This is a genomic window from Candidatus Bandiella numerosa (assembly GCF_029981845.1).
Classification (GTDB): Bacteria; Pseudomonadota; Alphaproteobacteria; order Rickettsiales; family Midichloriaceae; genus Aquirickettsia; species Aquirickettsia numerosa.
This window is the reverse complement of sequence record NZ_CP104164.1, coordinates 1377176-1403609: the sequence shown is the minus strand read 5'-3', so window position 1 is coordinate 1403609 and position 26434 is coordinate 1377176. Positions and strand designations below refer to the sequence as shown.

Below are 26434 nucleotides of genomic sequence, written 5' to 3'. Positions count from 1 at the left end.
AATTTTTAACTAATTAAGAGTATAATGCAAAGTATTTCATATATTATTCAAGGTGGAATCCCAATTCATGGAAGAATTTCTTGCATGGGGGCGAAAAATCTAGCAACTAAAGCTATGGTCGCAGCTTTACTATCTTCAGATCAAACAGTGCTCAGAGGGATGCCAAATATTGGAGATGTAGAGATTACAAAAGAATTATTAATGTCTGCTGGTGTAAAAGTTGATTGGAGACAAGACATTAATATAATGCACATTGATGCAACTAAAATAACGGAACATGAAGCATCATTACCAGATACAAAAACTAACAGGGTTCCTATTTTACTTCTAAGTATTTTACTTCATAGGCTTGGAAAAGCTATCGTACCTACTGTTGGAGGAGATCATATTGGTCAACGGAACGTTGATTACCATGTTGAAGCAATAAGAAAATTTGGCGCTGAAGTGAATAAAAAGGGCAATAAGTACATTGCAGAATCTAAGGGGCGGCTTAAAGCTGCGCATATAGAATTACCATATCCATCTGTAGGGGCAACAGAAACTTGCTTATTTTTAAGTGTACTTGCGGAAGGAACTAGTATTATAAACAATATTGCATTAGAGCCTGAAATCATAGAATTAATTACAATGTTACGTTCTATGGGTGCTATAATATTTCTTTCAGGTAATAGGGAGCTAATTGTCCAAGGAGTTGAGAAATTAAGTGGTACAAACTTTTTTCTTGCTGGTGATAGAATAGAAGCTGCCTCATGGGCATCACTTGCTTGTGCATCAAATGGCGAGATTGAAGTCTCTGGAATCAGACCAGATTTGCTGGGTAATTTTTTACCACACTTTAATAAAATTGGAGGAGGATTTAAATTTTTAAAAGATGATAGTATAGTGTTTTTTAGGAAGGAAAATTTAAAATCCACTGAAATAGAAACTGATGTTTATCCTGGCTTTTCTACTGATTGGCAACAACCATTTGCAACAATTCTTACGCAAGCTAATGGCATATCTGTTATCCATGAAACAGTCCATGAAAAAAGATTTGGTTATCTAGATATATTAAATAAACTTGGTGCAAAAACTGAAACAGTAAGCTCATGTTTGGGCTCTGTGAAATGTAGATATAGGGGGCAAGACCATCTTCATAGTGCATTAATTCATGGTCCAACAAAGCTAAAATCCATATCTTCGCCATTAATTACTCCAGATTTAAGAGCAGGGCTAGCTTATTTAATAGCTGCAGTTTTAGCCGAAGGTGAAACTAGGCTTGATGTTGCTGAGCAAATAGAAAGGGGATATGGCAATCTTCTGGAAAAGCTTAAGAATACCAATATTAAATTAAAAAGAATTGAAAACTAAAATCATGTAGTGCAAATACATTTAAATAAGAAAAACAAGATTACTGTATTTTATAGCATTACCCTAGGTACGTTTAACTTGACGGTGCCCTAAAATCTTTTACTCAACCAAATAGCGCATTTACTAGCTCTTTTTATGCAAGTATTTAATATTGTATATCCTGGTGACTCTAGAGCGTCATGCTTTATTCCTATTTCTTTGTGCTCAGCTTCCTCTTGTTGGAATTTTTTAATTTTATTAAGTAATGCCTTTTCTTTTGGATTTTTTTTCAATTTTTCAATTTGTTGCTGATAATGTTCTTCAATAACCTCTTCAACTGCTACTGTACATGCCATTGCAGATTTAGTACCCATTTTTGCAGTAACAGCACCAAGTAGAAAGCCAAGTTTATTCCATAAAGGCATCAAAAGTGTAGGTCTAATATCTCTGTTGATTAGCTCCTTGTTAAAAAAATCCAAATGCTCAAGTTCCTGATTATACATATGTTTCACAGTTTCTAAATCGTCATCATTTTTTAAATATTTTATTTGCCCTTCATATATTCTTTTTGCGCCAAATTCGCCAGCATGGTTGACTCTAATGACCTGCTCTATAAAATTTTTGTCATTCTTTTTACTCATTTTAAATCACCATTTTTGTTAAATTTTATTACTAATAAAAAGAAAATGAAAGCATATATTGCATTCCATATACTAATTGGCACACCAAAAAATTCATAACTCACTTGATCGCAAAGAATATAATCTTGATTTGCTAACATTTTTTTATAATCCTCAAAATTTTGGGCATCTTTGAGATTGTTTATACAATTACTTTGAAATCTAAGAAATCTCTTTTCTATTCCGTAATGAAAAATCGCAATTGAAAAATTAATTATCAATAAAATTTCAATTGTAAGGTTGATAATTTTATTAAGTGCATTTTTGAATAACTTCAATATGTTGGCTATAGTGATGATTCCTATTATAATATATGGAATTCTCTGATAGATGCATAATTTGCAGGGTAGAATTTCAAAAAAATATTCTGATATGTATACAATTGCTAAAGGAATCAGACTAAGAAATAAAATGATAATTTTTTTATTTGAGAAAATCTTGTCCAACATGATTTTTATAAAACATTAATTAAAAATAAACATATTTTTTTCCTTATATATTTTATCATTTTCAATATCCTTTAAAATTAAATAAAAAATCTTTTCATGTAGCAAATTGTTGTTTGACCAAATAAAGATTTTGAATTCGTCCTCCAGTTCTGGATCTAAATTTATAAAGCATTTTTTTTCAAAACACTCATCATTACTTTGTATTTTGATTTCATATGGTTCTAGACTCTCTGCATAAATTATGAATTTCCTAGGTCTTGCAGATTTATTCTGGATTTTTAATGTATACGAATTACGTATTTGTCCATTTGGTGTTATAGTAAAAAGTGGAGCCCTTTCTTTTATCAATACGAGATTTATATCTGATTTATTCATCAAATTATTTATTGCAAAAGTTGTGAAAATAACAAAGATAGCTCCATAAAGAAGATTTTTAACTTTAAATATTTTTTTTATTAATTTTTCATCAGTTAGCCCATTTTTTAAAGCGTTAAAACTAGTATATAAAATAAGATTTTTTTCTTTGCCTATCTTTTCCATCACTTGATTACAAGCATCAACACATAGCCCACACCCTATACATTCCATTTGCAATCCATCCCTTATATCTATTCCTGTAGGACATACTAAAACACACCTAAAACAATCAATGCAATCTCCAGTTTTTTGCTCCAATTGTTTTCCTCTGGGTTCACCTCTATAATGGTTGTATGTCACTAATTTTGTGTTATTTTCAATCATTGCAGATTGAAATCTTCCATATGGGCACATATATATACAAACCTTTTCTCTTAAAAATCCAGCAAAGATAAAAGTTGCAAATGTAAGTGATATTAACCAGATTTTAGTAGAAAAAGTTAAATCAAGATTAATAACATTTATGGTTAAATCAAAAACATCTTGAAAATATGCCACCCAGCTGAAAGCGAAAATGAATGCAAGTAATAGCCAAGTTAGATAAGTTAGAGATTTTTTTATAAACTTTTCTTTCGAAAGGTAAGATTCATCTAGTCGAATACGATTATTTCTATCTCCCTGAAAAAAAGTTTCAATTTTTATAAAAAAATCAGTAAATACTGTTTGAGGGCAAGTGTAGCCGCACCAAAGTCTTCCATAAAGTGTTGTGAAGATAAATAATGCCAAGGCAGATAAAATCAAAATTATAGTGATATAATAAATTTCATCAGACCAGATTTGTAAACCAAAGAAGTAGCCTTTTCTCGCAGGTAAATCAATCATAATAGCTTGATTAGGCAATCCTTGTTCTCTGTTCCACCTAATCCAGGAGCCAAAAAAATATACAAACAATAAAGCGTAATTTACGCTATTCTTAATTGACCTATACTTACCGCTAACAGATTGAGGATAAACTTTGCCTGTTCCAGAAGTCATTTAAATTTTTTAAAACAGCACCTCTCTATTTAGATGCCTCATATTCTTCCACGTTTTTTTCAATCCACTCAATAAGCGCAGTCTTTTGCATTGTGCCAATCTTAGTGTCAATAAGTTTTCCATCCCTAAACATCATCAAAGTAGGTATACTTCTTATACCTAATTTAGCTGGTGTTTCAGGACACTCGTCAATATTCATTGACATTACCTTCACTCTAGCTTCAATTGTGTCAGAAACATCTCGCACTATTGGCAAAAAAACTTTGCAAGGAGCACACCATTCTGCCCAAAAATCAACTATCGATATACCTCTGTATTTTTCAATTTCTTGATGAAAATCTTTATCTGTGACCGGTAACATTATATCTTCAAAATATTAAATTCTAGGCTAGATGCTATTAAATGTTAAAATAAATGTCAATATGTAGTTGAAATATTCGTAATAAAGTCTATAAAGTATAGTCTAATCATATAAATAATTTATAGTTGTTTTCTAGTTATGGCAAAAGATGACATCATCGAAATAAGAGGGAAGGTTATAGAGTTGTTGCCTAATGCAACTTTTAGAGTAGAACTTGAGAACGGTCATCAAATAATTGCATATACCTCAGGGAAAATGAGAAAAAATAGAATCAGAGTATTGGCGGGAGATGAAGTGACGGTGGAAATGACTCCATATGATTTAACAAAAGGCAGAGTTAGTCATAGGCATTAACTATATATGTATAAATTTGTACTTGCATCATCTTCACCCAGAAGAATAGATTTGCTTAAAAGTATTGGGTATGAACCAGATCAAATAGTACCTGCTAATATCGATGAGACTCCGAAAACAAGAGAATTGCCTGCAAAATTGGCTGAGAGATTAGCTTTAGAAAAAGCAGTAAAAATACATGAGCAATTTCCTGATAGCATCATACTTGGAGCTGACACAATCGTAGCAAGAGGTAGGTTAATAATTCCTAAGCCAAAAGATGAAATAGAAGCTATCAAATACCTAAAATTGCTATCTGGTAGGAGGCATGTTGTATATACTGGTATATGCATCATAAAAGGTGAAAAATGCATAAAAAAAGTAGTACAAACAAAATTAAAATTTAAGTTACTTACAAATCAAGAAATTGATAATTTAGTCAAATCAAACGAGTGGAAAGACAAATCTGGAGGATATGCGTTGCAAGGCATGGCAGGTGCTTATATAAGCTGGATAAGTGGTCACCCCAGCAATGTTATAGGACTACCTGTACATGAAACTTATAAAATTTTAAGCGGAATAGGTTTAAAACAAAATATTGATATTAATTAAGCAATTGGTATTAGTGGTAGGCACGTAAGCTTTTACTATGTGGTTTTGTTAATTTTAATTACTACAACCATAAATTAACTTGAAGGTTTGTCAAATTGATATTATTTTCATTTACTGTAATAGGTTAGGTTTGAAAATAATGGTATCAAGAGTTTATACCGTCTCTTTTTTGGGATTAAAAGTAGAAGAAGTTGAAGTGCAGGTGCATATTGGAGATGGTCTGCCTGCTTTTTTCATTGTGGGACTTGCCAACAAGGCAGTTGCAGAATCAAAAGAGAGGATTAGGTCGGCATTTATCAGTATGGGGCTATCACTACCTGCTAAACGCATTACGGTTAATTTAGCTCCTGCAGATTTAAATAAAGAAGGCAGCCACTACGATCTACCAATTGCTGTTGCACTTCTTGTGGAAATGCAAATCATATCGCAAGAAGAAATAGAGAATTATGTTATACTTGGAGAACTATCGTTAAATAGTACAATAAATAAAGTAACTGGTATTCTGCCTTCTGCAATTTGGACAAATTCAAAAAACAAAGGATTGGTATGTCCTTATGATAGATAATAGCCAAGAAGTAGCTTGGTCTGGTAATGAAGATGTTATTACTGCAAAAAGTATTATAGAAATTGTAAATCATTTTACGGGTAAACAGGACATCCCAAAAACAATAAAAAAAGACTCTAATGTTGAATTAAAAAAATATCCAAATTTAAAAGATATTAAAGGTCAACAAATTGCCAAAAGAGCTCTAGAGATAGCTGCAGCAGGGAGACATAATATGATAATGATTGGACCTCCAGGCTCTGGAAAATCGATGCTAGCAAAAAGGTTACCTGGAATTATACCGCAAATGACTATGGGTGAAATACTTGAAACTAGTGTAATTGCAAGTCTATCTGGGACGCTAGAAGAAGAGGGGTTAATTACAAATCGCCCGTTCAGAGCGCCACATTGCAATGCCTCATTACCAGCAATGATAGGAGGAGGAAAATTAGCAAAACCTGGTGAAATTACCCTTAGTCACCTTGGAGTTTTATTTCTAGATGAGTTACCAGAATTTCAAAAAAATGTTCTAGAGTCATTAAGGCAACCTATAGAAGATAGAAATGTCACTATCTCAAGGGTGAATAACCATATTTCTTACCCTGCAAATTTTCAACTAATTGCAGCAATGAATCCATGTAAATGTGGATATTATGGTGATAGTAATTTACAGTGCAATAGGGCTCCAAAATGTGTAGATGAATATAAAAATAAAATCTCAGGACCACTTTTTGATAGATTTGATATTCAAATAGAAGTGCCAGAAATTAATGCTATGGAATTGGAGAATATGAAAGAAGGTGAAGATTCGGAAATAGTTTTAAAAAGAGTAATCGTAGCCAATGAAATTCAAGTAAAAAGATATAATGATTCTAATATATCAAGTAATTCCGAATTAGAAGGACAAGAATTAAACAAACATATCGTGCTGGACACAAAATCAAGAGAAATGTTACATATCGCCATGAAAAAATTTAAATTTTCTATGAGAGGTATGAATAAAATTCTTAAAGTCGCAAGAACTATTGCAGACTTGGAACAATCAATTAACGTAAATCATTTTCATTTAGCGGAAGCGCTAAGCTATAGGGTCAAAAGTATTAAGTATGATTAAATTATACAAATTAATTTCTATAAATTTGCAATACCCATACTTTGCAAATTAGGCAACTCACTCAAATTGATAAATATATTATTTTTTTGCTTAAAATATACAACATCTCCTGTTTCCAATTTTATGCTTAGTTTAATTTTTATTCCAGAAGCATAATTGACTCTTTCTTTTAGATACTCCAGTTGTTCAAAACTATTTATGCTAACTTTGGCCTTAACATTTGATCTCAAAATAGCTTGATCAATTCCTTCAACGCTTTCTGCGATAATTCGTACACCAGCATTATCTTTTCTTACTTCGGTTGAAAAATATAAACTATTGCCCTCCACTAAAAATTCATTTGAATTGTAGAGCAAGGTCTCATCAAAAATCGCTAAATCTATAATCCCCCTCAAATCTGAGATTTGTAAGAAGGCATATTTCCCTCTTGGAGTTGACCTAATTTTTTTTGAAATTAATACCCCAATCAATTTTATTTTTGATACTGAGGCTTCAATCTTATCTATATCAGTTGCTTCAGAAATATTTAATTTATCAAAAAAGCACTTATACTTTTGGATAGGGTGGGTTGATATGTAATATCCAAAAGATTCGAATTCAGCGCTTAGCTTTTCTTTTTCGTTCAATTCTTCAAATTCTTCTAGCTTGGGCCTGAATTTAAAGTTACTAGATGTATCAAAAAATAAATCAAGTTGATCTTCATTATAATTTGTGGATGTAGCGTGTTTTAGTAATATATCTATATTTAACAATAAAGAGTTTCTATTTATACCAAGACTGTCAAAAGCACCTGATTTAATTAGGTTTTCTAAAATTTTCTTATTTAAGCCGATATCTGATAACCTCTCAACAAAATCAAAAATATCTTTGTAATTTCCATTGTTTTCTCTCTCCGCAACCATTAAATCAATAGCCTTTTTCCCGACGCCTTTAAGACCAGCGAGCCCAAACCTAATTTTATTATCCTCGATAGTAAATTTTGATTTTGAGGAATTAACATCAGGCAAGAGAATATCTATGCTGAATTTTTTTGCTTCAATTATAAAAACGTAAATTTTATCTGTATTATCGATTTCTAAATTAATTGAGGAAGTTATAAATTCTAAAGTGTAATTTGCTTTTAGGTATGCTGTCTGAAATGAGATATAGGCATATGCAGCTGCATGAGATTTATTGAAGCCATAGCTAGCAAATTTATTCACAAGATTAAATATTTCTTCGGCCTTTGTCTTATGAATATTATTGTTTACACAACCTGTAATAAATTTATTTCTTTGTGCCTCCATCTCTTCTTTGATCTTTTTCCCCATAGCGCGTCTTAACAAATCAGCTTCCCCTAAAGTGTAATTTGCTAAAATTTGTGCTATCTCCATTACTTGTTCTTGATATACAATAATCCCATACGTTTCCTTCAGCACTGTCTCTAATAGTGGATGAACATAATCAATTTCTTCCCTACCGTGCTTCCTATTTATATAACTTGGTATATTATCCATTGGACCAGGTCTGTATAGAGAGCCAAGTGCAATTAAATCACCAATGTTATCTGGTTCAATTTTTTTAATTGTCTCCCTCATACCAGAACTCTCGAATTGAAAAACCCCTATGCAATGTCCTTGACCTAACATTTCATAAGTTTTTTTATCATCCAGTGGTATTGCTTGTAGGTCTAAATTTTTACCGCTTTCTTTAATTAAGTTACAGGACCAAGAAATTACTGTTAAAGTTTTGAGACCTAAGAAATCAAATTTTACTAACCCAATTTTTTCAGCATATTTTAATGAATATTGCACCATTGGCATTGTTGTATGTGAATCCCTATAAAGTGCAACTATTTTAGTTAGTTCTTTATCCCCTATTACAATGCCGGCTGCATGGGTTGAAATATGCCTATTGACCCCTTCTAATTTTAAGCTAGTTGAAATAAGCTTTTCTATAGATGAATCACTTTTGCTTTGTAGTTTTAGTTCCCTATCCATATCAATTGCTTCTTTAAGTGTAATAGGGTTTGCAGGATTGCTTGGAACCATTTTACAAATTTTATCAACTTGACCATATGGAATTTGCAAAACTCTTCCTACATCTCTTAAGACAGCTCTAGCTTGCAACTTTCCAAATGTTATAATATGAGCAACTTTATCTTCACCGAATTTTTTCTTTACGTAATTTATGACCTCATCCCTTCTTTCTTGGCAAAAATCTATGTCAAAATCTGGCATAGATACACGATCTGGATTTAAAAATCTTTCAAAAAGAAGGCCAAACTTTATAGGATCAATGTCACTAATTTGCAAACTCCATGCTACTATGGAACCTGCACCTGAGCCTCTGCCAGGACCTACAGGAATTTGTTGATTTTTACTCCACTTAATAAAATCTGCAACAATTAAAAAATACCCACCGAATTCCATTTTATTTATTACTGAAAGCTCATAGTCTAATCTTTCAAAGTATAGATTTTGCTTTTCCGAATCATAATTTTTACCATGTAATCTAGCTTTTAAGCCTTCTTTTGCTTGATCAATTAATTCATTTGCTTCTTGTTTTTTTGTTGGATAAAATTTTGGTAATAGCGGTTTACTTTCACCCAGTAAAAATGTGCATCTCCTTGCAATTAGCTCAGTATTACTTATTGCTTCAGGAATATCAGAAAATAGCTCTTGCATTTGACGCATACTCTTAAAATATCCATCAGAGCATGCCTTATTTCTTTCTTCTTCAACTAAATATCTACCTTCAGTTATGCAAATCAACGCATCTAGAGCATCTTGCATTGTTTGATTAATATAATAAGTTGGATTTGTTGCAACAATCGGTATATCTTTGTCTATAGCAACTTCTTTAATGAATTTATCAAACTCATAGTCAAATTTATTTTCTAATCTAGTTAATTCTAAATAGATATTTTCCTTAAAATTTTCTAAGAGAGTATCTATAAATTGCCTTGTCTCTTCTTTTCTACCTAAATAAAATAACTTTTCTATTGGCGAACCATTGTTGCCACATAAAATTATTAAACCTTCGGAGTTATCAAGCAAATTATTCAATACGATATGGGGTTTATGTGGGCTGTTCAAGTAACAATCACTTACTAATTTCATTAAATTTTCATATCCTAGTTTATTTTTTACTAACAATAAAATATCTGCAAAAATTTCCTTTTCCGAAGTTCCAAAATTAATAGTTATAACTGTTCCAATAATGGGCTGAATACCCTTTTTTTGGCATTCTAAAGAAAATTCCAATGAGCCAAATAAGTTGTTATAATCAGTAAGAGCGACAGCTGGTATGGCTTTATCAAGACAATGTTGAGCTAAATCTGGTAATTTAATTACACTTTTGCCAATAGAATAATCAGAAAATGTTCTTAAATTAATAAATAATGACATTTAAATTTTTTCACTGTGTTTATAGTGACTAGCATGACACAAAGCTATTGCAAGAGCATCAGCTTCATCAGAAAATTTTACTGAAATATTAGGCAACCAATAACTTATCATTTTTATAATTTGGGATTTATCAGCATTTCCAGTGCCAGAAATGGTTTTTTTTACCTTTTTTGCCGCATATTCTACAAGAGGAATATTATTTTGAGAAATAGCAATAATTGAAGCGGCTTTTGCTTGAGCAAGCATAATAGAACTTTTGTTATTCACATTGACATATGTATCTTCAATAGCGGCATGCATTGGGTTATAATTTTCTATTATTTTTAATAATTGGTTAAAAATATGATTTAATCTTTGAGAATACTCCATTTTTGGAACAGTTTTAATTATTCCTGATGCAATATATGTGAATTTATCAGCATTAATGTAATCAATAATACCCCAACCTGTGAAATTTAATCCTGGATCAATTCCTAAAAATCTACCAATTATTTTTTCAGGCCTCATGCATTAATTAATAAATTTACAATTGCTATTAACCGACTGTACGTCATCTAAATTATCAAGCGCATCTAAGAGTTTTAAAATTTTTTCGTTGTTTTCCTCGTCTAATTCAACCATTATATCCGAAATCCACTTTACTTCTGATTCAAGTGGTTTGCCAAATTTTTGCTCTAAAGTTTCAATAGTCTCAGAGTATTTTTCTGTGTTGCATAGAATTTCGACCACTCCATCCTCATCTATACAATCATCTACTTCTAATTCTATTGCTAATTCAATTATCTTATTTTTATCTATATCCTTTTCTTCATATACAATATAGCCAACTTTCCTAAACATGTATCCGACACTTCCCTGTTCACCTAAAGCCCCACCATGTTTGCTAAAAGTAGATCTAACGTCACTTGCAGTTCTGTTTTTGTTATCTGTTAGAGTTTCCACAATAATTGCAACTCCACCAGGTCCATAACCTTCATATCTAATTTCTTCATAGTTTATTCCATCAGTTGCAGAAGTTGCCTTTTTAATTGCATTATCAATTCTGTCTTTAGGTAAATTTGCTTGTTTGGCAGTAATAATTGCCGTGCGTAGTCTTGGATTGAAATTTGGATCGGGCATGCCTGTTTTAGCAGCTACTATTATTTCCTTAACCGCACGAGTAAATGCTTTAGCTTTTTTCTTATCTTGAGCACCTTTTCGATGCATTATGTTTTTAAATTTTGAATGTCCTGCCATGAATTTTTAAAAAATATAATGCTGATAAACTACAATTATTAAAGAATTTATTCAACAACATTATTATAATTGCATAATGATGAGGCTGCATGAAAATTATGAATAAAGTTACTATCATCATAATTAATTGTTAGTAATGGCTATACAACTCAAAGATCATCTTTAGAAAATTTTTCTTCTAAATTTAATGTTTCTTTTATCCTTGGTCTTGCTGCATACAATGCCTCTGCAAATGACATGACCATATAATGAGCTATTTTAATTTTAGGAAGGTCTATGTTTATATTAGCACTTTTACCAATAGTTTCATATTCATGTTTAAAATGATCCTTTGCAAATTTAGCTATTATTTCGTTCTGATATACAATAAAAGGCGCAATAGAAATATAAAGAACTCTATCACAGTTTTCTGCTTGTGCTTTGAATTCAATTAGAGTGTCTAGTGTATTGGCTCTACCTTGATTTTTTACTGCGTTTACCAGGTTGACTTTTATTTTACTGCATTTAGAATCAGGTTTACAAACTTTATCATAAACGTCTTGCATCAATTCCTTTTCAGTAACCAGATCAACTTTAAACTTTTCTTTAATTGATTGAATATATTCTACAGAACCATCATTGAATTTATCTGGGTCAACAGTTCTGGTTCCAGTCAGAAGATACAGTGTCCCAATTTCTAGGTCTCTGTTATTAAGAAGCGACACAAAGAAGTCTAATCTCTCTTGCATATTTGGGGCAGTTGAGCCCAATAAAGCAACACACGGATATTTTTGTAAAGCCGGGGCTTTTTCGGAAATAAAATTTAATTTAATGAAATTATCTATAATTAACGCTGCAATATCATTATTTATCCATATAGGTACACCTGATTCATGTCTTTCCTGGCCTTCTGCTCTTACTCTAGATTTATTTTGTGTTACCTCAATGAGCATTTTTTCAGCTGCAATTAAAGTGCTCTGATCAGGGCAATTTTCCTGAAAATACACTTCTGGAATACTAGAGTCTGCTATTTTGAGCAAATCTATGATCAAATTTGGTTGCTGGCAAACAGGTGATAAATAATCTGCATATTCGTCAGAAAAAGCACACAATATTTCTTGCACACATGAATTCATCTTAATCAAAGAAAATATTAAAAACCTCTTTCAATGTAATCATTTTGTATTAGTATGCAATAAAAAGATTTATTCAATTTATGAGAATTATATTCATGGGCTCACCTGAATTTGCAGTTCCGACACTTTCAAAACTTGTTAATTATGATTGTGAAATTATCGCTGTATATACAAAACCTCCTACTCATTCTGGACGTGGATTAAGAGAAAATAAAAGCGTGATTCATAATTTGGCAGAAAAATTTTCATTAACTGTTTTAACTCCAAAAAAATTGAGAACAGCAGATAATATTGAGCAATTAAAATCATTAAATCCAGATATTGTAATTGTAGTTGCATATGGATTATTGATACCTAAGGAATTTTTGAAAATACCAAAATACGGGTTTGTTAACGTTCATCCGTCTGATTTACCTAGGTGGAGGGGAGCGGCACCAATACAACGCACTATAATGGCAGGCGATAAAAAAACGGCTATATGTATAATGGGTATGGATGAAGGTTTAGACACTGGAGATATTATATTGCGAAATGAAATTTTACTTGATGATGAAATTACGGCAAAAGAATTGCACGATAAATGTTCTGAAATGGGTGGAGAAATGATTTTAGATGTGTTAGGTCTCTTTGAAAAAGGTTCCGTAAAATTTACAAAGCAGCCTCATGAGGGAGTTACTTATGCAGGTAAAATTAAATCAGAAGAGGAACTCATAAACTTCAATGCAACTGCATTTGAAGTCAATAATAAGGTTCGTGCTCTAAGTCCTAGGCCCGGTGCCTATTTTGTGTATAAAAATGAAATAATCAAGATCATTAGTGCTAAAGTTGAAAAATCCAATCAAAACTATTTGCCAGGAACAATAATTGACAACAAATTGGGCATTGCTTGTAAGGATGGTGTCATAAGGCCAATTTTATTGCAAAGGCATGGAAGGAAAATGCTTTATACCGATGCCTTTTTAAGAGGATTTACTATGCCAGTAGGAAGTAATATTAAATAAATTTAGATAATTAAAATTACCTGTCTATTATTAGTATATCTTCCAATATCAACGGCAAATATATTCCTTATTTTTTGGTTTCAATTTTATCAGGCAGTAAATCTTCTCCTTCCTTAATAAGAATGGATGAATTTTCAAAATCACTCTTTATTTGTTCATACCGACCACCTAAGTATTTAGCAAAAAAACCTTCAGTAATTGCATAAAAAGAAAGCCTATTTTCTGGTCTTATGAATCCATGTCCCTCATCTGGATATAAGGCATAAATAACAGGAATTTTATGTTTTTTCATTAAATCAACTATCTGATCTGATTCGGCTTGTTTAACTCTTGGATCGTTAGCGCCTTGACCTATCAATAGCGGTTTAGTTATTCTATCTACATAAAAGAGCGGAGATTTTTTCTTATATATTTCTTCTCCTTCTTTGGTTTTATGATCACCTCCGAGCATTAATTTTAAGCTATTAATTATTGGTTTCCAATATTCAGGAACTGAATTAACTAGTGTAATCAAATTTGATGGACCAACAATATCCACTCCACATGCAAAAATATCTGGAGTAAAGGTTAAGCCTACCAAAGTTGCATATCCACCATAACTTCCTCCCATTATTGCTATCTTGTCTTTATCAGCAATTTTTTCACTCACCGCCCAATCAACTGCATCAATAAGATCGTCATGCATTTTTGCAGCCCACTCTCCATTACCTGCATTTATAAAATTTTTGCCAAAACCTGTGGATCCCCTGTAATTAACACTTAAAACAACATATCCCCTGTTAGAAAGCCATTGATGGATGCCATTTAGGCCCCAGTAATCTCTGGCATTTGGACCACCATGCACCAACAAAACCATTGGAGCTGGCTTTGTTGTTTTGTAATCATTTTGAGATTTTTTTATATCATTGGGAATTGAGATATAACTAACCAAATCTAATTCATCCCTAGTCTTAATTACAATAGGGTGCATTTTTGTAAGACTATAATTACTCAATTCATCGTTATTGCTAAAGAGGTACGTAGCTTTTTTATTGGTTCTATCATAAAGGTAATACTGAATTGGTTTATCATCATAATCAAATACAACTAACCATTTATTATCCTCCAAATCTCTGGATTTGATAATAATTTGCCCATTTTTACTTATTTCTTTCAATATATTATAATCCTCCTCAAATTTGGCATCAATAAATTGATAATCCTGTTTGAGATAAGAGTAACTAATGGCCTGTAATTGTTTGGTCTTTGGTTGTAAAATTATATTTTCGATGTCAGCTTTTGCATTTGAATATATTAATTCCTTATTTTTTGTTTTTAAATCTAATAAAAACAAACTTGATACATCTCTATCAATTGAGCTAACGAAATAAGCCTTATCTCCTTTTTCAGTAAACTCAACTATGCCTGTTGTTTTAGAATCCTCATGAGAAATTTTTAAAAAAGGAATTTCAATTTTATCATCAAAAAGGTAAATTTGATTACCTCCGTCTTCCATTGGGTGATAACCAAACTTGATTTGATAATTATCATCAATACTAAAGCTAATGTATTTATTATTTTCATACATTAATGATAGAGTATCATTTTGAATATTTAACTTATATACGTCAAAATATTCTTTTTTCCTTTGATTCAGTCCAATTATTATTTCATCTGGAAATTTATAATTCTTTTTTAATATAATAGCCTTAACACCATTTTCTGGGGTTATAATTTTATCTTTTAGTGTATTGATATTGATTTTATGTATTCTTGCATTTTCGTCTCCATCATTATCTTTTAGATACAAAATATGGCTATTATCATAGCTCCAAAAATAATTACTAATTCCTCTCTTGGTATCATTAGTAATGGATTTTACATTATTAATATCGTCTATTGGGGCAATGAAAATATTTAATACACCTGATTTATTGGATAAATATGAAATATGCTTTCCATCATTACTAATCTGGACATTAGCTTTGTCTGGATTGCCAAAAATTATTTTTCTTGGAATCAGCTTATCATCAGAATTTGCAAAAACGTTAATCATAAATATAATAAATATTGTTAAAATCCCCTTATGCATGGTCTCACATCCGTTATGCTAGCTAACTAACACGCTAGGATACATAAAGCTTATAAAAAACTCAATGCTAATTTTAAATATATTTTCTTAGATAAATAAAAATATATTGACATTTATAATTTTACAAACATAATGCGCTCATAATTTATTTGGAGGATGTGTGAATAAAGTTTTAAATGTTAAAAATATAGCTACAGCAATTTCAGCAATTGCTATTGCAAATCCGCAGATTGCTGCTTCAGGCATTGTCGTGTCTACTGTGTTAGGCATGGTATATAAATATGCACCAAGTCTTATAGGCGCCGCTACAACTGTGGGAGGATTTGCATATGCAAATACTAAATTAGCTGATGCTGCGATAGAGCAAAATAACCCAGGAGCGTATGATTATTTTGCTACTATATCTGAATTTTTAGCAAAAATACCTGGTGGATTTTTTTCTAAAGTTGATTCAAGTAAAGCGCTAGATTCTGGCATTAAGAATGCCAATCCAGAAATGATAGATACTGCATTAAGGCATGGTGCTGATGTTAATAGAGAAACGGCGGATGGCTTTAGAATTTTAGAAAAAGCACTTGATGTTAATAGTGGTGCTGGAAACGTAATTGCACAGAAATTAATACAAAAAGGAGCTGATTTATCTAAAAGTGTTAAAGAAGCAAATGATGGTAATTTATTCCATAAGGTAATTGGAAGTGGTAAAGCAGAACTTGTCACAGAGGCGTTAAAACAAGCTGCTGGAAAGCCATCTTTAGTGGAATCTACCAATAAAGATGGAAATAATTTAGCACATTTAAATGCAATAAGCCCAGATCTAAGGGAGGCTGTTAAAAGTGCTACAGTTAATTTAACTCCTAATTCTATTGATGCATCAAACAAAGCTGGAAAGACTGGAGTAGATGTTGCAATGTTTGGATATAAAACTCACAAAGCTGACGTAGATGTTGTTACAGATTATGTTACCAAAGCTTCGGCAGGTAAAGTACAAAAACATTTTGGTACAATCGTGCATGATCAAAATTTAGTTGAGCAAGCAGATGTAGTAGTATCTAAAGATGGATTTAATGCTAATTTACCAGATCAAGGTGGTTCTTTACCATTGGATTATGTATTAGACTCAGTATATGATCGATTGGCACTAAAAGTAGCTGAAAAAACAAACCCAGAATCATTACAAAATAAGCATTTATGGGAAGCTTCTAAAAATATAGGACTGTCATCTGAAACAGCAAAATTTTTACGAGGCAAGATCTTAGATAGTAAAGATGCAATACAATTATTTTTTGACAATCCTGCAAGCGATGGGGAAAGCTTAGCTTCTAAAATGATTTTAAACCCAGAAATATTTGATAGAGAGGTTTTTTTTCAAATATATAGCCATTATAAAACAGTATTAGGTGATTACACAGACCCGCTAAACCAACAAACAACATTGAAATTAAATTGGTTACATAGCGCAGCTATATCTGGAAACAGAGCTGCTGTAGAAGCTATGCAACAAATTATGATAGAGGAAGGGTCTATTATGCAAAGACATCTTTCCGTACTTACAGCAGAAAATGGTAAATGTTTAGCATCTTTATATCATCATGGATTTGCTGATAATCTAAAAGCCTTAACCGATACAGATCAAACTCAAGTGCTAAAGAGTGTGACTACTAGTATGAGCGCACAGTACATGGATAATCTAAAAGCAATTGAAGGTCCAAAGGAAGGTGAGGAACAAGTAGCAGTATATCAAGTAAAAGATAAATACATAGAACAAGAAGAAGATTACTTGAAAAAAATGGCAGAACTGAAACAACTAGAGCAACAAAAAGACTTGTTGAGAAAAGAATCTCTGAAAAAAGTGCAAGATGAACAAGAAGAACAAGCCATGCCTAAAGAGATAAAACTCAATACAATGGAAAAATATGCTCCTCAGATCAATCAAAATTATGCAGTTGGTGGAGGACTTATTAAACAAGTCGTTATGTCAAAAGGATTAGTATCTGCATTAACAGGAACTGATGTAGCGGAAGGTAATGTGCCTTTATGGACAGTAGCTTTTGGGGTTGGTGGTTATCTTGAAGCATTTGGAAGGGCTCATTCTAAGCCAGGTGTAGAAGCTACAATTGGTGCGGGTGTATACGGTTTTACTGAATGGGTAACTCAAAAAGATCCATCCACTATGCCTAAATACACACCAGTTGAAGAAAGGGGTATATTCGATTTTGCTTATAAGTATAGTAGTGATATTTTATCAAGTTCTGCTGCAAATCTTGTAATGCAAGGAGCATCTGCGTATACAGGAGGTGATGCAGGCGGAGCTGTAGGAATTGCTAAATCTGTATTAACAGCAGCTGGAATTTCAACCGCAAAATCATATAACCACTATACTACTGATATAAATGGCGCAATAGAGAAATCAGAATCTTTTGTAACAGTTGAAAATGTTGCTGCATCAGTAATTGCTTTATATATCACTTCTGGAGCTATTATTTCAGCAGGTGTAGCTGTAGCAACAGCAGCAACTCCATTATTAATTGGAGCTGCTACATTACAAACTTTAGCAGCAATGTCTGGCACATATTCTGCGTTTGGCATGGCTAAATTAGCTATTGCTACTGCTTCACCAATTATAGAACCTGTTGCAAATTTTGCTTATGACGCTGTTACTACATTAAAAAGTTACATAACGTCTGATTATTCACTAAGCAATGATGAGTCTATTATGACTACTAATGGTATTTGCACTAATAACGATTATTACGACATCATGTTTCAGCCTATTTGTACGCTAAATGATTATGCGGCAGCAGCTGCGTAGGTAGTATAGATAGAAATAAAGAAAATATTTGCTACTTAATATTAAATTTTGAATCACTGCCAGAGTATATCTGGTGGTGGTTTATTTCATTTGAAGTAGATGCAATTTGAAGTATAGGCTATAATAATATTATTATTGATATCACAATATTATTCAATTAGGATAAAATAAAAAGGGTTAGCTTATGAATATCACAGTATATGGAAAACACATTAAGATAGGAGAAAGTTTGGAAAAACATATCATAGATCATTTGACTATGACGGTAAAAAAGTATTTTAAAGATGCGCTTAATGCTCATGTAACGATTGAAAAACAGGGTCAATTATTTGAAACAGAAATAATTGTTAATGAAGGAACCGGAACTGGAACATTAATAAAAAGTAACGGCCATGAATATGATTCATATAGAAGTTTTAATGTAGCAAACGAGAAAATTGAAAAACAGCTTAGAAGATATAAAAATAGAATAAAAGATCATAAAAAGCATAAAGAGCATTCCATTGATTTGATAAGTGGCATGAAATATGTAATTTCTCCTCTTGAAGACTCAGATATTGATGATCACGAAAAATCACCAACCATAATTGCGGAAAAGCCATCTAATGTTGAAAATCTTAGTGTAAAAGATGCAGTAATGAAGATGGATTTATTGAACTTGCCGGCTTTATTGTTTATTAATGATGCTACCAAAAAGTTAAATCTAGTTTACTACAGGAAGGATGGAAATATATCCTGGATAGATACAAAAATGGATATAGCATAATTCAGGTAGTAGTGACATCGTCATTCTTCGCTTATGTATGTTTTACTACACTTCGCTCATCACTCCTTGTCACTACCTATCCGACTCAAGCTATACGTTGTGAAAATTATTCGTTTATAACTGAGGCTTAACTTGCAAAATAATAAAGTTAATTTATTATCTAGGAAATAGTTTTCAATTTTAATATTTAGCATGAAAGTACAGGTTAACAATAGTGAATTATTACAGGCTTTAGGTCATATTCAGTCTATTGTGGAGAAAAGAACAACAAAGAGCATACTATCAAATGTAAAAATTACTACACAAAAAAACAAGATATCATTTTACACAACAGATTTAGATATATTTGCTAAAGAATCAATAAACGCAAGTGTAGGCGGGCAGTTAACTACAACGGTTCCTATTCATATATTTTATGAAATAATTCGTAAAATAGGGATACAAAATGAGATTCAACTCATATTTGAACCATCTGACAAACCTGGAAAAATGCTCATTAAAGCTGGATTAAGTGAATTTAGTCTACCATGTTTATCAGCAGAAGAGTTTCCTGATTTTGAAGAGGGTAAGCATAGTTGTGAATTTGAAATTACATCCAGTGATTTACATTATCTCATAGCAACAACAAAACATGCAATTTCTTATGACGAAACTAGATATTACCTAAGTGGTGTTTTCCTTCATGTTACAGAAGACAATGGAGTTAATGTATTAAGGGCAGTAGCTACAGATGTGCATAGATTAGCAATAGGTGAAGTAACTCTTCCAAAAAATGCACAATTGTTGCCTGAGATTATCATTCCAAAAAAAACTGTATTTGAGCTTACAAAATTATTAGAAAATTTTAGTGGGGAGGTTCCAGTTGGGGTTTCACCAAATAAGATCACATTTCAAATTGGTAACACAACACTAGTATCTAAACTGATTGATGGTAAATTCCCGGATTACGATAAAGCAGTTCCATATGGTAATACAAAATTGTTGGAGGTATCAACTTCTGAATTAGCTAAGGCCATAGATTTGGTAACTGCTATTTCAACGGAGAAAACAGTGGCTGTAAAACTGAAGATAGAGAAAGATAAGGTCACATTATCCGTAAGCGATAAAATAAATTCTTCAGGAACTATTGAAATTCCTGCTATATACAGCAGCGATGAAATTTCAATAGCCTTTAACGCTAAGTATATAATTGATATATTAAATAATCTGACTGGTAAAAAAGCTTATTTTAAATTAAACTCTGGTAGCACGGCAGTATTAGTAGAAGATAGCGATAATACAAATTGTAGATTTGTGCTAATGCCAATGCAAATTTAGTATACGGAGTAGGTATTTATAAATAGCTTTTTGATAATATTATCTCTAAAACATACTTTTAATTTTATTTTAGAGATTTATTGATGAGAAAAGATTTATCATCATATATTTCTCGATTAGAATTACACAACTTTAGAAATCATCAAAATTTAGAGATAAAGTTAGACGGGAAATTTATTTTAATTTTAGGAGAAAATGGCAGTGGAAAAACTAATATTCTGGAAGCTATATCCCTGTTAAATGCTTCAAAGGGTATTCGAAATTCAAAAAATAGTGACATCATAACTAATTTTAATAAGCAAAATGCCCAGTGGGCGGTTAAAGTAAATTATTCTAATCAAAATTTAGACTATAATTTACTAGTGGGATGTAAATTTAACCACACCAATTCAAACGGTAAAAAGTTAATCAGAGTTAACGACAATGAACTGACTAAAAAAACGGATATTTCAAATTTATTAAAAATTGTTTGGTTAACACCACAAATGGAAAATTTATTTTTGGAATCTCCTGGTATTCGAAGGAAATTTTTAGATAGAATGACGTATAATTTTTTCTCAAATCATGCAGAATATCTGTTAAAATATGAACATTTTGCTCAGTCACGCACCAAAATATTATGTGATATTGATTGGGATAATAAATGGCTCGAGCAAATCGAAATGAACATAGCTGAACTAAGCCTTAAAATAATTGATAATAGGATTGAATGCATTAAAATAATTAACTCATTTTTAGAATCTTTAACTACCAGCTATCTCAAACCAACGATAACGACTTATGGTGAAATAGAAGAGCAATTAAAGAAAGAAAATCCCACTAAAGTCTATGAATATATTTTAGATAATTTGCGAAAAAAAAGGAATATTGACTCAAAATCAAAAAGGTGCAGTATTGGTTCACATAAAAGCGACCTACTAGTGTCAGATAGAGATAAGTGCAGAGTGGCTACTTTATGTTCCACTGGTGAGCAGAAATCTATGATTATATCGATGATGCTTGGTCAATCATATGCTATTTATGATAAAAGCAAAATAGCTCCAATATTACTTTTGGATGAAGTATTTGCACACTTAGATGATAGGAGAAAAGAAAATTTGATTTTTGAATTAGAAAAAGCACCATCTCAAATATGGATAAGTAGTACAAATATTGCCCTAAATAAAATGATAAAAACAACATATACTAAATTTATTCTTTAGTGCTGAAAATGAACGCTATAATTGTCTGGATTCTTTTTGAATCACCTCTTGTGATCTTATTGTGATTTCAGAATCACTTTAACAATAAGACGATTAAAAACCCCAAGAAAAACATAGATGTTGAGGTTGTTGTTTCCTTTTCTTCATGCGCCTCTTTAAGTAATTCTTCAGTAACTAAATATAGCAGTGCAGCTGCGCCAAATGATGTTATCAATACTAAAGTGGATTTTGAAGCATCCAAAAATGTAAGCCCTAAAGCTGAACCACTAAATACTAATATGGCAAAACAAATGTTTATTATTAAAATTGAAAGAAAATTTTTACCAGATTTTTGTAAAGTTGCGTCAACTGATAAAATTAAAAATAGCAGTTCTAATGATAAGGCAATGCTAATTATTAGCCCTTTCGCTACACTTATGGCAAAACTTATTCCCACTAGTAATCCATCGATAAAAACATCGATAGCTACGGCAATTAATAGTGAGGTAGTCGACTTGCTGTCATGAGAGTGATTATTGCTAAATACCTTTTGTATAATTAGCATTAAAGCAGTTCCAATAACATAACCTATTATTAATTGAAGTTTAAATGGGGTGCTATACAATTCGGGAATTAATTCAACTGCCAAAGCTGCAAATACCACACCAGCACTAAAATGCTGAATTATACTTTTTGAATGGGAATTTAAAGCTACAAATTTAAACGCAATGCTGCTTAGTACAATTGTAAATATTGGAATAGATAAATATATCAGCACATTTTGTAAAGTTGATATATAATTGCTAAAATTGCTAAAGTTCATTTTTTATATTGTATTAAAATATGAACATTAACTATGATTGATATAATTATCAAAACAATTATTGAATATTGTAGCTGAAGTTGCTTTTATACCAATTCTACAAAAAATTTGTGCGAGGTAAAATTTAGTGTGGTGAAAATGCAACAATTAAGATATTTTTTGTGGGTTTTAGGTCATATTACTTCAAAGCCTACGTCAAATAATATACATTATATAAAATAATAAATTTATAAATAGCAAAGATATGAATAAGTTTTTAATAACAACGGCATTAGTTGCATCTTTTGCAACAACCAATGCAATGGCTACTCCTGAAGTATCAGTGAATGGCTCTATTGATTCTAAATTTGTTAATAATAGTCAAAAAGAGAAATTTAGATATGATAATCTTGATTCTACAACAGGTAAGAAGTTATCAAATAATAATATTGCTGCAGACGCTTATATTAACTTTAACATTAAAGGCGAAGTTAAAGAAGGGTTGAAGTATGGTGGTTTGATCAAACTTAATGCGAACACTTCAAAATCTAAAAAAGAAATGTTTGATAAGGATGATAAGCAAAGCATTGCTGAGCAAGTAATGGCATATTTAGAAAGTGGCTATGGTAGAGTTGAAGTGGGTAACTACACTGGCGTTACTGAATCAATGAAAGTGAATGCAGGAACTTTTGCAAGTGCAACAGGTGGTATTAATGGTGATTCTCAATATTATTGGAATCAATATACAATGCAAGATGATGCTAATAGTCCTACTGATGTAAAAAAGGTTAAAACTAAAACAGCGTTTCTACAAACAGCTAACCTTCCAACAAATGAACTAGGTACATTTGGTCTAAGAGGCGTTAATGCTGCTAAGATAAACTACTATACTCCTGAATTTTCTGGATTTAGATTTGGTGCAACCTTCACACCTAATACTAAGGTTCATGGTACTGCTTCAAGTGTAACTAGCGTAGTGAAAGATAAAGAAGCAGCTGGTTTTAAAAATGTATTTGAAACAGGTTTATCATACACAAGTGAAATTAAAGACGTTGGTGTGAAATTTGCAGTAGTTGGCGAATTTGGTAAAAATCAAGAGAATGGTAACGCAGATCAAGCGAAAAATAAGAAAAACCTTAGAGCTTATGAAGTTGGTACAAATCTAAGTTATAAAGGATTCACAGTTGGTGGTTCTTATGGTGACTGGGGTAAATATGGTGCATCTACCGCTGCTAATGCTCCTGAATTTGGTAAAACAAGTTACTGGACAGCAGGTGTTGGTTATGCTAACGGTCCTTTATCTGCAAGTGTAACACACTTACAAGGCAAAAAAGGTATTGCAAAAGTTGGTGAGAATAAAAAACATAACACACTTAAAAATACAGTTATAGGTGTGGATTATAAAGTTGCTCCAGGTGTGATGCCATATGTTGAATTTTCTTCATTCAAGATGAATCAAGCGTCTCAAGCTGATAAAGAAAATAATAACAAAGGTCATATGATTATGACTGGTGTGAAATTAAATTTTTAATATTTATTTCCCATTTAGTTTAGACTTTAATATCAACAGAGCAGAATCAAATTTTGCTCTGTTTTTTTTATTAGACCTCTTTCGATATTGCGCTAATATAGCTTGAGTCAAATAGGTAGTGGCAAAGATTGATGAGCGAAGTGTGGTAAACCATACATAAGCGAAGAATGACGATGTCAATACTATCTGAATTATGCTATACGTCTGATAAATTACAAAATAAAGTTGCATAATCTATAAAAAGCTTGAATTAATAAAAAATAACTAATAGCGTTAACGCCATAAATTGTTATTGGGAAATACAATCATGGCTACAAAACTCACAAGAACGCAAAAAGAGGCGGTTTTTTTACTTTCGATAGGCACATTATTAGAATACTTCGATTTAATGCTATATGTGCATTTGTCAACGATTATAAACGACTTATTCTTTCCAAAGACAGACCCAATGATGGCTAAATTACTTGCTGTCACTGCTTTTTGCATGACATTTGCTTTAAGACCCATTGGAGGTTATGTTATAGGAAGAATTGGAGATGCCATAGGCAGGAAACATACAGTATTAATCACAACATTTTTGATGGCAGGAACATGTTTAACAATGGGTTTGTTTCCAACTTATGAAGAAGTTGGGATATGGGCAACAGTTGTGATACTTTTATGCAGAATATTGCAAGGGTTTTCATCTTTAGGTGAGATAATGGGGGCTTATGTATATTTATGTGAAACTCTAAAATCACCATCTAAATATATGGCAAGTGGAACAATAGATGCAGCATCAAGAGCTGGAGGATTGTTTGCCTTAGGTGTGGCATCACTTGTGTTGTCCTCCAGTTATAGCTGGAGATTAGCTTTTTTGATAGGAGCAGCAATTGGAGTAATAGGTTTAGTGGCAAGAAGAAGACTAAGAGAAACACCAGAATTTATAAGTTATCAAACTAGGATGAAGGTGCAAAAACAGCTGGACGCAAAATACAGTATAAATGAAAAGATAAATAAAAAAGCTTTGGTATGCTTATTTTTTCATATGATACCGAAATCCATCGGGTTTTATATAGCATTCATATATTTAGGTGATTTTATGAAGAGCAATTTAGGTTTAACTCCAGAACAAGTTATCAATCACAATTTAAAATTTACAATTTTTTTGGTTATTTTATGTGGTTTTTTTACATATTTATATAAATTTATTCATCCAATCAAAGTAATGATGGTATCTGCTTTTATGTGTATGTCTAGTTTATTATTTATTCCATACTGCCTTGAAAATATCCATATTCTAGGAGGTGAAAATGTAATATTTGCTTTGCAGGTAGGAGTGGACTTAATGACATATATGCCAATGTTAATATGGTTTGGACATTTTCCTGTATCTAAGAGGTTTACAACAGTTGCAACCACTTTTGGATGTGCAAGTGCTACTGGATTTGCAATCTCATCTTACGGACTAATTCCGCTTACTGCATGGTTTGGCTATTATGGAATTTGGGTATTGTGCACACCTGTTGTCATTGGCTTTATCTGGGCATTAAGTTATTTGAAGAAGCTAGAGAAGGCAAGAGGTGCTTACGATAGCTATCCAGATGAACCAAGAATGAAAGACACAGCTTTAGAGGAAGGAGATTTTAAATATGAGCTAGATGGCGAATATGAACAATTTAGCAATAAATGCGAATATAGTACAGAATTGCTGAATAAACTGGAGGCGCTAAGTAAAGAGCAAGATATAAAGCTAAACATGAAGGTGATAGAAAAGGCAATCACCTTTACTAAAAAGTGGCATTCTGGGCAGATGCGAAAAACAGGGGAGCATCCATTTTATTGGCATCCTCTTAGAGTTGCTGAAATGGTAGCTACACATTATTGCAAAACGGATGTGATAGTGGCATCGTTACTCCATGATGCGATTGAAGATTCAGAATGCACAATGGAGATTATAGAAAAAGAGTTTAACCATAGGATAGCAGAAATAGTGGATAGACTAACCAATAAAAGGTTTGAGGATGGAGTGTGGATTAAATTAACACTGGAGCAAACCTTAGAAAAACTAAGTAATCTAGGAGATAAGGAGGCGATGTTCATTAAACAAATGGACAGATATCATAATTTGGAGACTATAGAGGGATTAAGTTCAGAAAAACAAATGAAGATGGCAGAAGAAACGAATAATCACTTTATCAAATGGATTGCAGTAATAGGAGATAAATTAGGCATCATAGAAAAGGTGGGTCTTGAAAACAAGATGTATGAACTAGATAAGAAGATTTTAAAAGATAATAAAGAAAACTAAATATCGTAGCACCACCTATAGGCTCGGGAGGGGGGGGCAGGTATGTAGTGTCAAGGAATGATGAGCGAAGTGCAGTAAAGGCTACATAAGCGAAGAATGGCGATGTCATGAA

Annotated in this window: 22 protein-coding genes; 12 read left to right on the top strand and 10 right to left on the bottom strand. The window is 31.9% G+C overall.

The window, feature by feature from the left end; genetic code table 11:
• Positions 1–24 precede the first annotated feature (24 nt).
• Positions 25–1350: a UDP-N-acetylglucosamine 1-carboxyvinyltransferase gene (gene murA, locus N3Z17_RS06665; protein ID WP_282471935.1), complete on the top strand. Its 1326-nt coding sequence runs from the start codon at positions 25–27 to the stop codon at positions 1348–1350.
• A gap of 89 nt (positions 1351–1439) precedes the next feature.
• On the opposite strand, the gene N3Z17_RS06660 is transcribed toward murA, so the two are convergent.
• The 4 genes from N3Z17_RS06660 to trxA are packed head-to-tail and all read right to left on the bottom strand — an operon-like array spanning position 1440 to position 4211.
• Positions 1440–1970: a demethoxyubiquinone hydroxylase family protein gene (locus N3Z17_RS06660; RefSeq protein WP_282471934.1), complete on the bottom strand. Its 531-nt coding sequence runs from the start codon at positions 1968–1970 to the stop codon at positions 1440–1442.
• On the bottom strand, positions 1967–2458 hold the full coding sequence (locus N3Z17_RS06655) for a disulfide bond formation protein B (protein WP_282471933.1): 492 nt from the start codon (positions 2456–2458) through the stop codon (positions 1967–1969). Before N3Z17_RS06655 ends, N3Z17_RS06660 begins: the two co-directional genes overlap by 4 nt.
• A gap of 15 nt (positions 2459–2473) precedes the next feature.
• Positions 2474–3850 carry a cytochrome c oxidase accessory protein CcoG gene (ccoG, locus tag N3Z17_RS06650; protein WP_282471932.1) on the bottom strand — a complete coding sequence of 459 codons (1377 nt, stop codon included), beginning with the start codon at positions 3848–3850 and terminating at the stop codon, positions 2474–2476.
• A 25-nt stretch (positions 3851–3875) separates the two neighbouring features.
• Positions 3876–4211, bottom strand: a complete 336-nt coding sequence (gene trxA, locus N3Z17_RS06645) for a thioredoxin (protein WP_282471931.1) — start codon at positions 4209–4211, stop codon at positions 3876–3878.
• A gap of 138 nt (positions 4212–4349) precedes the next feature.
• Between trxA and infA the strand changes: the two genes are divergently transcribed.
• The 4 genes from infA to N3Z17_RS06630 all read left to right on the top strand — a co-directional run bounded on the left by infA (position 4350) and on the right by N3Z17_RS06630 (position 6814).
• Positions 4350–4565 (top strand): translation initiation factor IF-1, encoded by a 216-nt coding sequence (infA, locus tag N3Z17_RS06640; RefSeq protein WP_282471930.1) that lies wholly within the window; start codon positions 4350–4352, stop codon positions 4563–4565.
• Between the two features lie 6 nt (positions 4566–4571).
• Positions 4572–5156, top strand: a complete 585-nt coding sequence (locus N3Z17_RS06635; RefSeq protein WP_282471929.1) for a Maf family protein — start codon at positions 4572–4574, stop codon at positions 5154–5156.
• A 139-nt stretch (positions 5157–5295) separates the two neighbouring features.
• Complete coding sequence (locus tag N3Z17_RS07600) at positions 5296–5721, top strand: magnesium chelatase domain-containing protein (protein ID WP_345799028.1); 426 nt, start codon at positions 5296–5298, stop codon at positions 5719–5721.
• Entirely contained in the window at positions 5711–6814 is a 1104-nt protein-coding gene (locus N3Z17_RS06630; RefSeq protein WP_345799027.1) for a YifB family Mg chelatase-like AAA ATPase, read from the top strand. The genes N3Z17_RS07600 and N3Z17_RS06630 overlap by 11 nt, the downstream gene beginning before the upstream one ends.
• Positions 6815–6831: 17 nt before the next feature.
• Here the strand turns inward: N3Z17_RS06630 and dnaE are convergent, their stop codons facing one another.
• The 4 genes from dnaE to N3Z17_RS06610 form a co-directional block, all read right to left on the bottom strand.
• Entirely contained in the window at positions 6832–10203 is a 3372-nt protein-coding gene (dnaE, locus tag N3Z17_RS06625; protein ID WP_282471928.1) for a DNA polymerase III subunit alpha, read from the bottom strand.
• Positions 10204–10710, bottom strand: a complete 507-nt coding sequence (gene ruvC / locus N3Z17_RS06620; protein ID WP_282471927.1) for a crossover junction endodeoxyribonuclease RuvC — start codon at positions 10708–10710, stop codon at positions 10204–10206.
• Positions 10711–10713: 3 nt separating this feature from the next.
• The gene (locus tag N3Z17_RS06615; protein WP_282471926.1) at positions 10714–11439 is read right to left on the bottom strand and encodes a YebC/PmpR family DNA-binding transcriptional regulator; all 726 of its coding nucleotides are present in this window, start codon (positions 11437–11439) and stop codon (positions 10714–10716) included.
• A 149-nt stretch (positions 11440–11588) separates the two neighbouring features.
• Positions 11589–12554 (bottom strand): hypothetical protein, encoded by a 966-nt coding sequence (locus tag N3Z17_RS06610; protein ID WP_282471925.1) that lies wholly within the window; start codon positions 12552–12554, stop codon positions 11589–11591.
• 80 nt (positions 12555–12634) lie between these two features.
• On the opposite strand from N3Z17_RS06610, the gene fmt reads away from it, so the two are divergent.
• On the top strand, positions 12635–13555 hold the full coding sequence (gene fmt, locus N3Z17_RS06605; RefSeq protein WP_282471924.1) for a methionyl-tRNA formyltransferase: 921 nt from the start codon (positions 12635–12637) through the stop codon (positions 13553–13555).
• Between the two features lie 67 nt (positions 13556–13622).
• Here fmt and N3Z17_RS06600 read toward each other — a convergent pair whose 3' ends face one another.
• Positions 13623–15590, bottom strand: coding sequence for a S9 family peptidase (locus N3Z17_RS06600; protein ID WP_282471923.1), 1968 nt, complete (start codon positions 15588–15590; stop codon positions 13623–13625).
• A gap of 196 nt (positions 15591–15786) precedes the next feature.
• Between N3Z17_RS06600 and N3Z17_RS06595 the strand changes: the two genes are divergently transcribed.
• The 4 genes from N3Z17_RS06595 (at position 15787) to recF (ending at position 21720) form a co-directional block, all read left to right on the top strand.
• Positions 15787–18435: a hypothetical protein gene (locus N3Z17_RS06595; protein ID WP_282471922.1), complete on the top strand. Its 2649-nt coding sequence runs from the start codon at positions 15787–15789 to the stop codon at positions 18433–18435.
• A 184-nt stretch (positions 18436–18619) separates the two neighbouring features.
• Positions 18620–19201, top strand: a complete 582-nt coding sequence (hpf, locus tag N3Z17_RS06590; RefSeq protein WP_282471921.1) for a ribosome hibernation-promoting factor, HPF/YfiA family — start codon at positions 18620–18622, stop codon at positions 19199–19201.
• Between the two features lie 192 nt (positions 19202–19393).
• On the top strand, positions 19394–20518 hold the full coding sequence (dnaN, locus tag N3Z17_RS06585) for a DNA polymerase III subunit beta (RefSeq protein WP_282471920.1): 1125 nt from the start codon (positions 19394–19396) through the stop codon (positions 20516–20518).
• Between the two features lie 83 nt (positions 20519–20601).
• On the top strand, positions 20602–21720 hold the full coding sequence (gene recF, locus N3Z17_RS06580) for a DNA replication/repair protein RecF (protein ID WP_282471919.1): 1119 nt from the start codon (positions 20602–20604) through the stop codon (positions 21718–21720).
• A 73-nt stretch (positions 21721–21793) separates the two neighbouring features.
• On the opposite strand, the gene N3Z17_RS06575 is transcribed toward recF, so the two are convergent.
• Complete coding sequence (locus N3Z17_RS06575) at positions 21794–22522, bottom strand: ZIP family metal transporter (RefSeq protein WP_282471918.1); 729 nt, start codon at positions 22520–22522, stop codon at positions 21794–21796.
• 244 nt (positions 22523–22766) lie between these two features.
• Between N3Z17_RS06575 and N3Z17_RS06570 the strand changes: the two genes are divergently transcribed.
• Together N3Z17_RS06570 and N3Z17_RS06565 are read left to right on the top strand one after the other, a co-directional pair.
• On the top strand, positions 22767–24032 hold the full coding sequence (locus N3Z17_RS06570) for a porin (protein WP_282471917.1): 1266 nt from the start codon (positions 22767–22769) through the stop codon (positions 24030–24032).
• Positions 24033–24339: 307 nt separating this feature from the next.
• Positions 24340–26322 (top strand): MFS transporter, encoded by a 1983-nt coding sequence (locus N3Z17_RS06565; RefSeq protein WP_282471916.1) that lies wholly within the window; start codon positions 24340–24342, stop codon positions 26320–26322.
• The last annotated feature ends 112 nt before the right edge of the window (positions 26323–26434 follow it).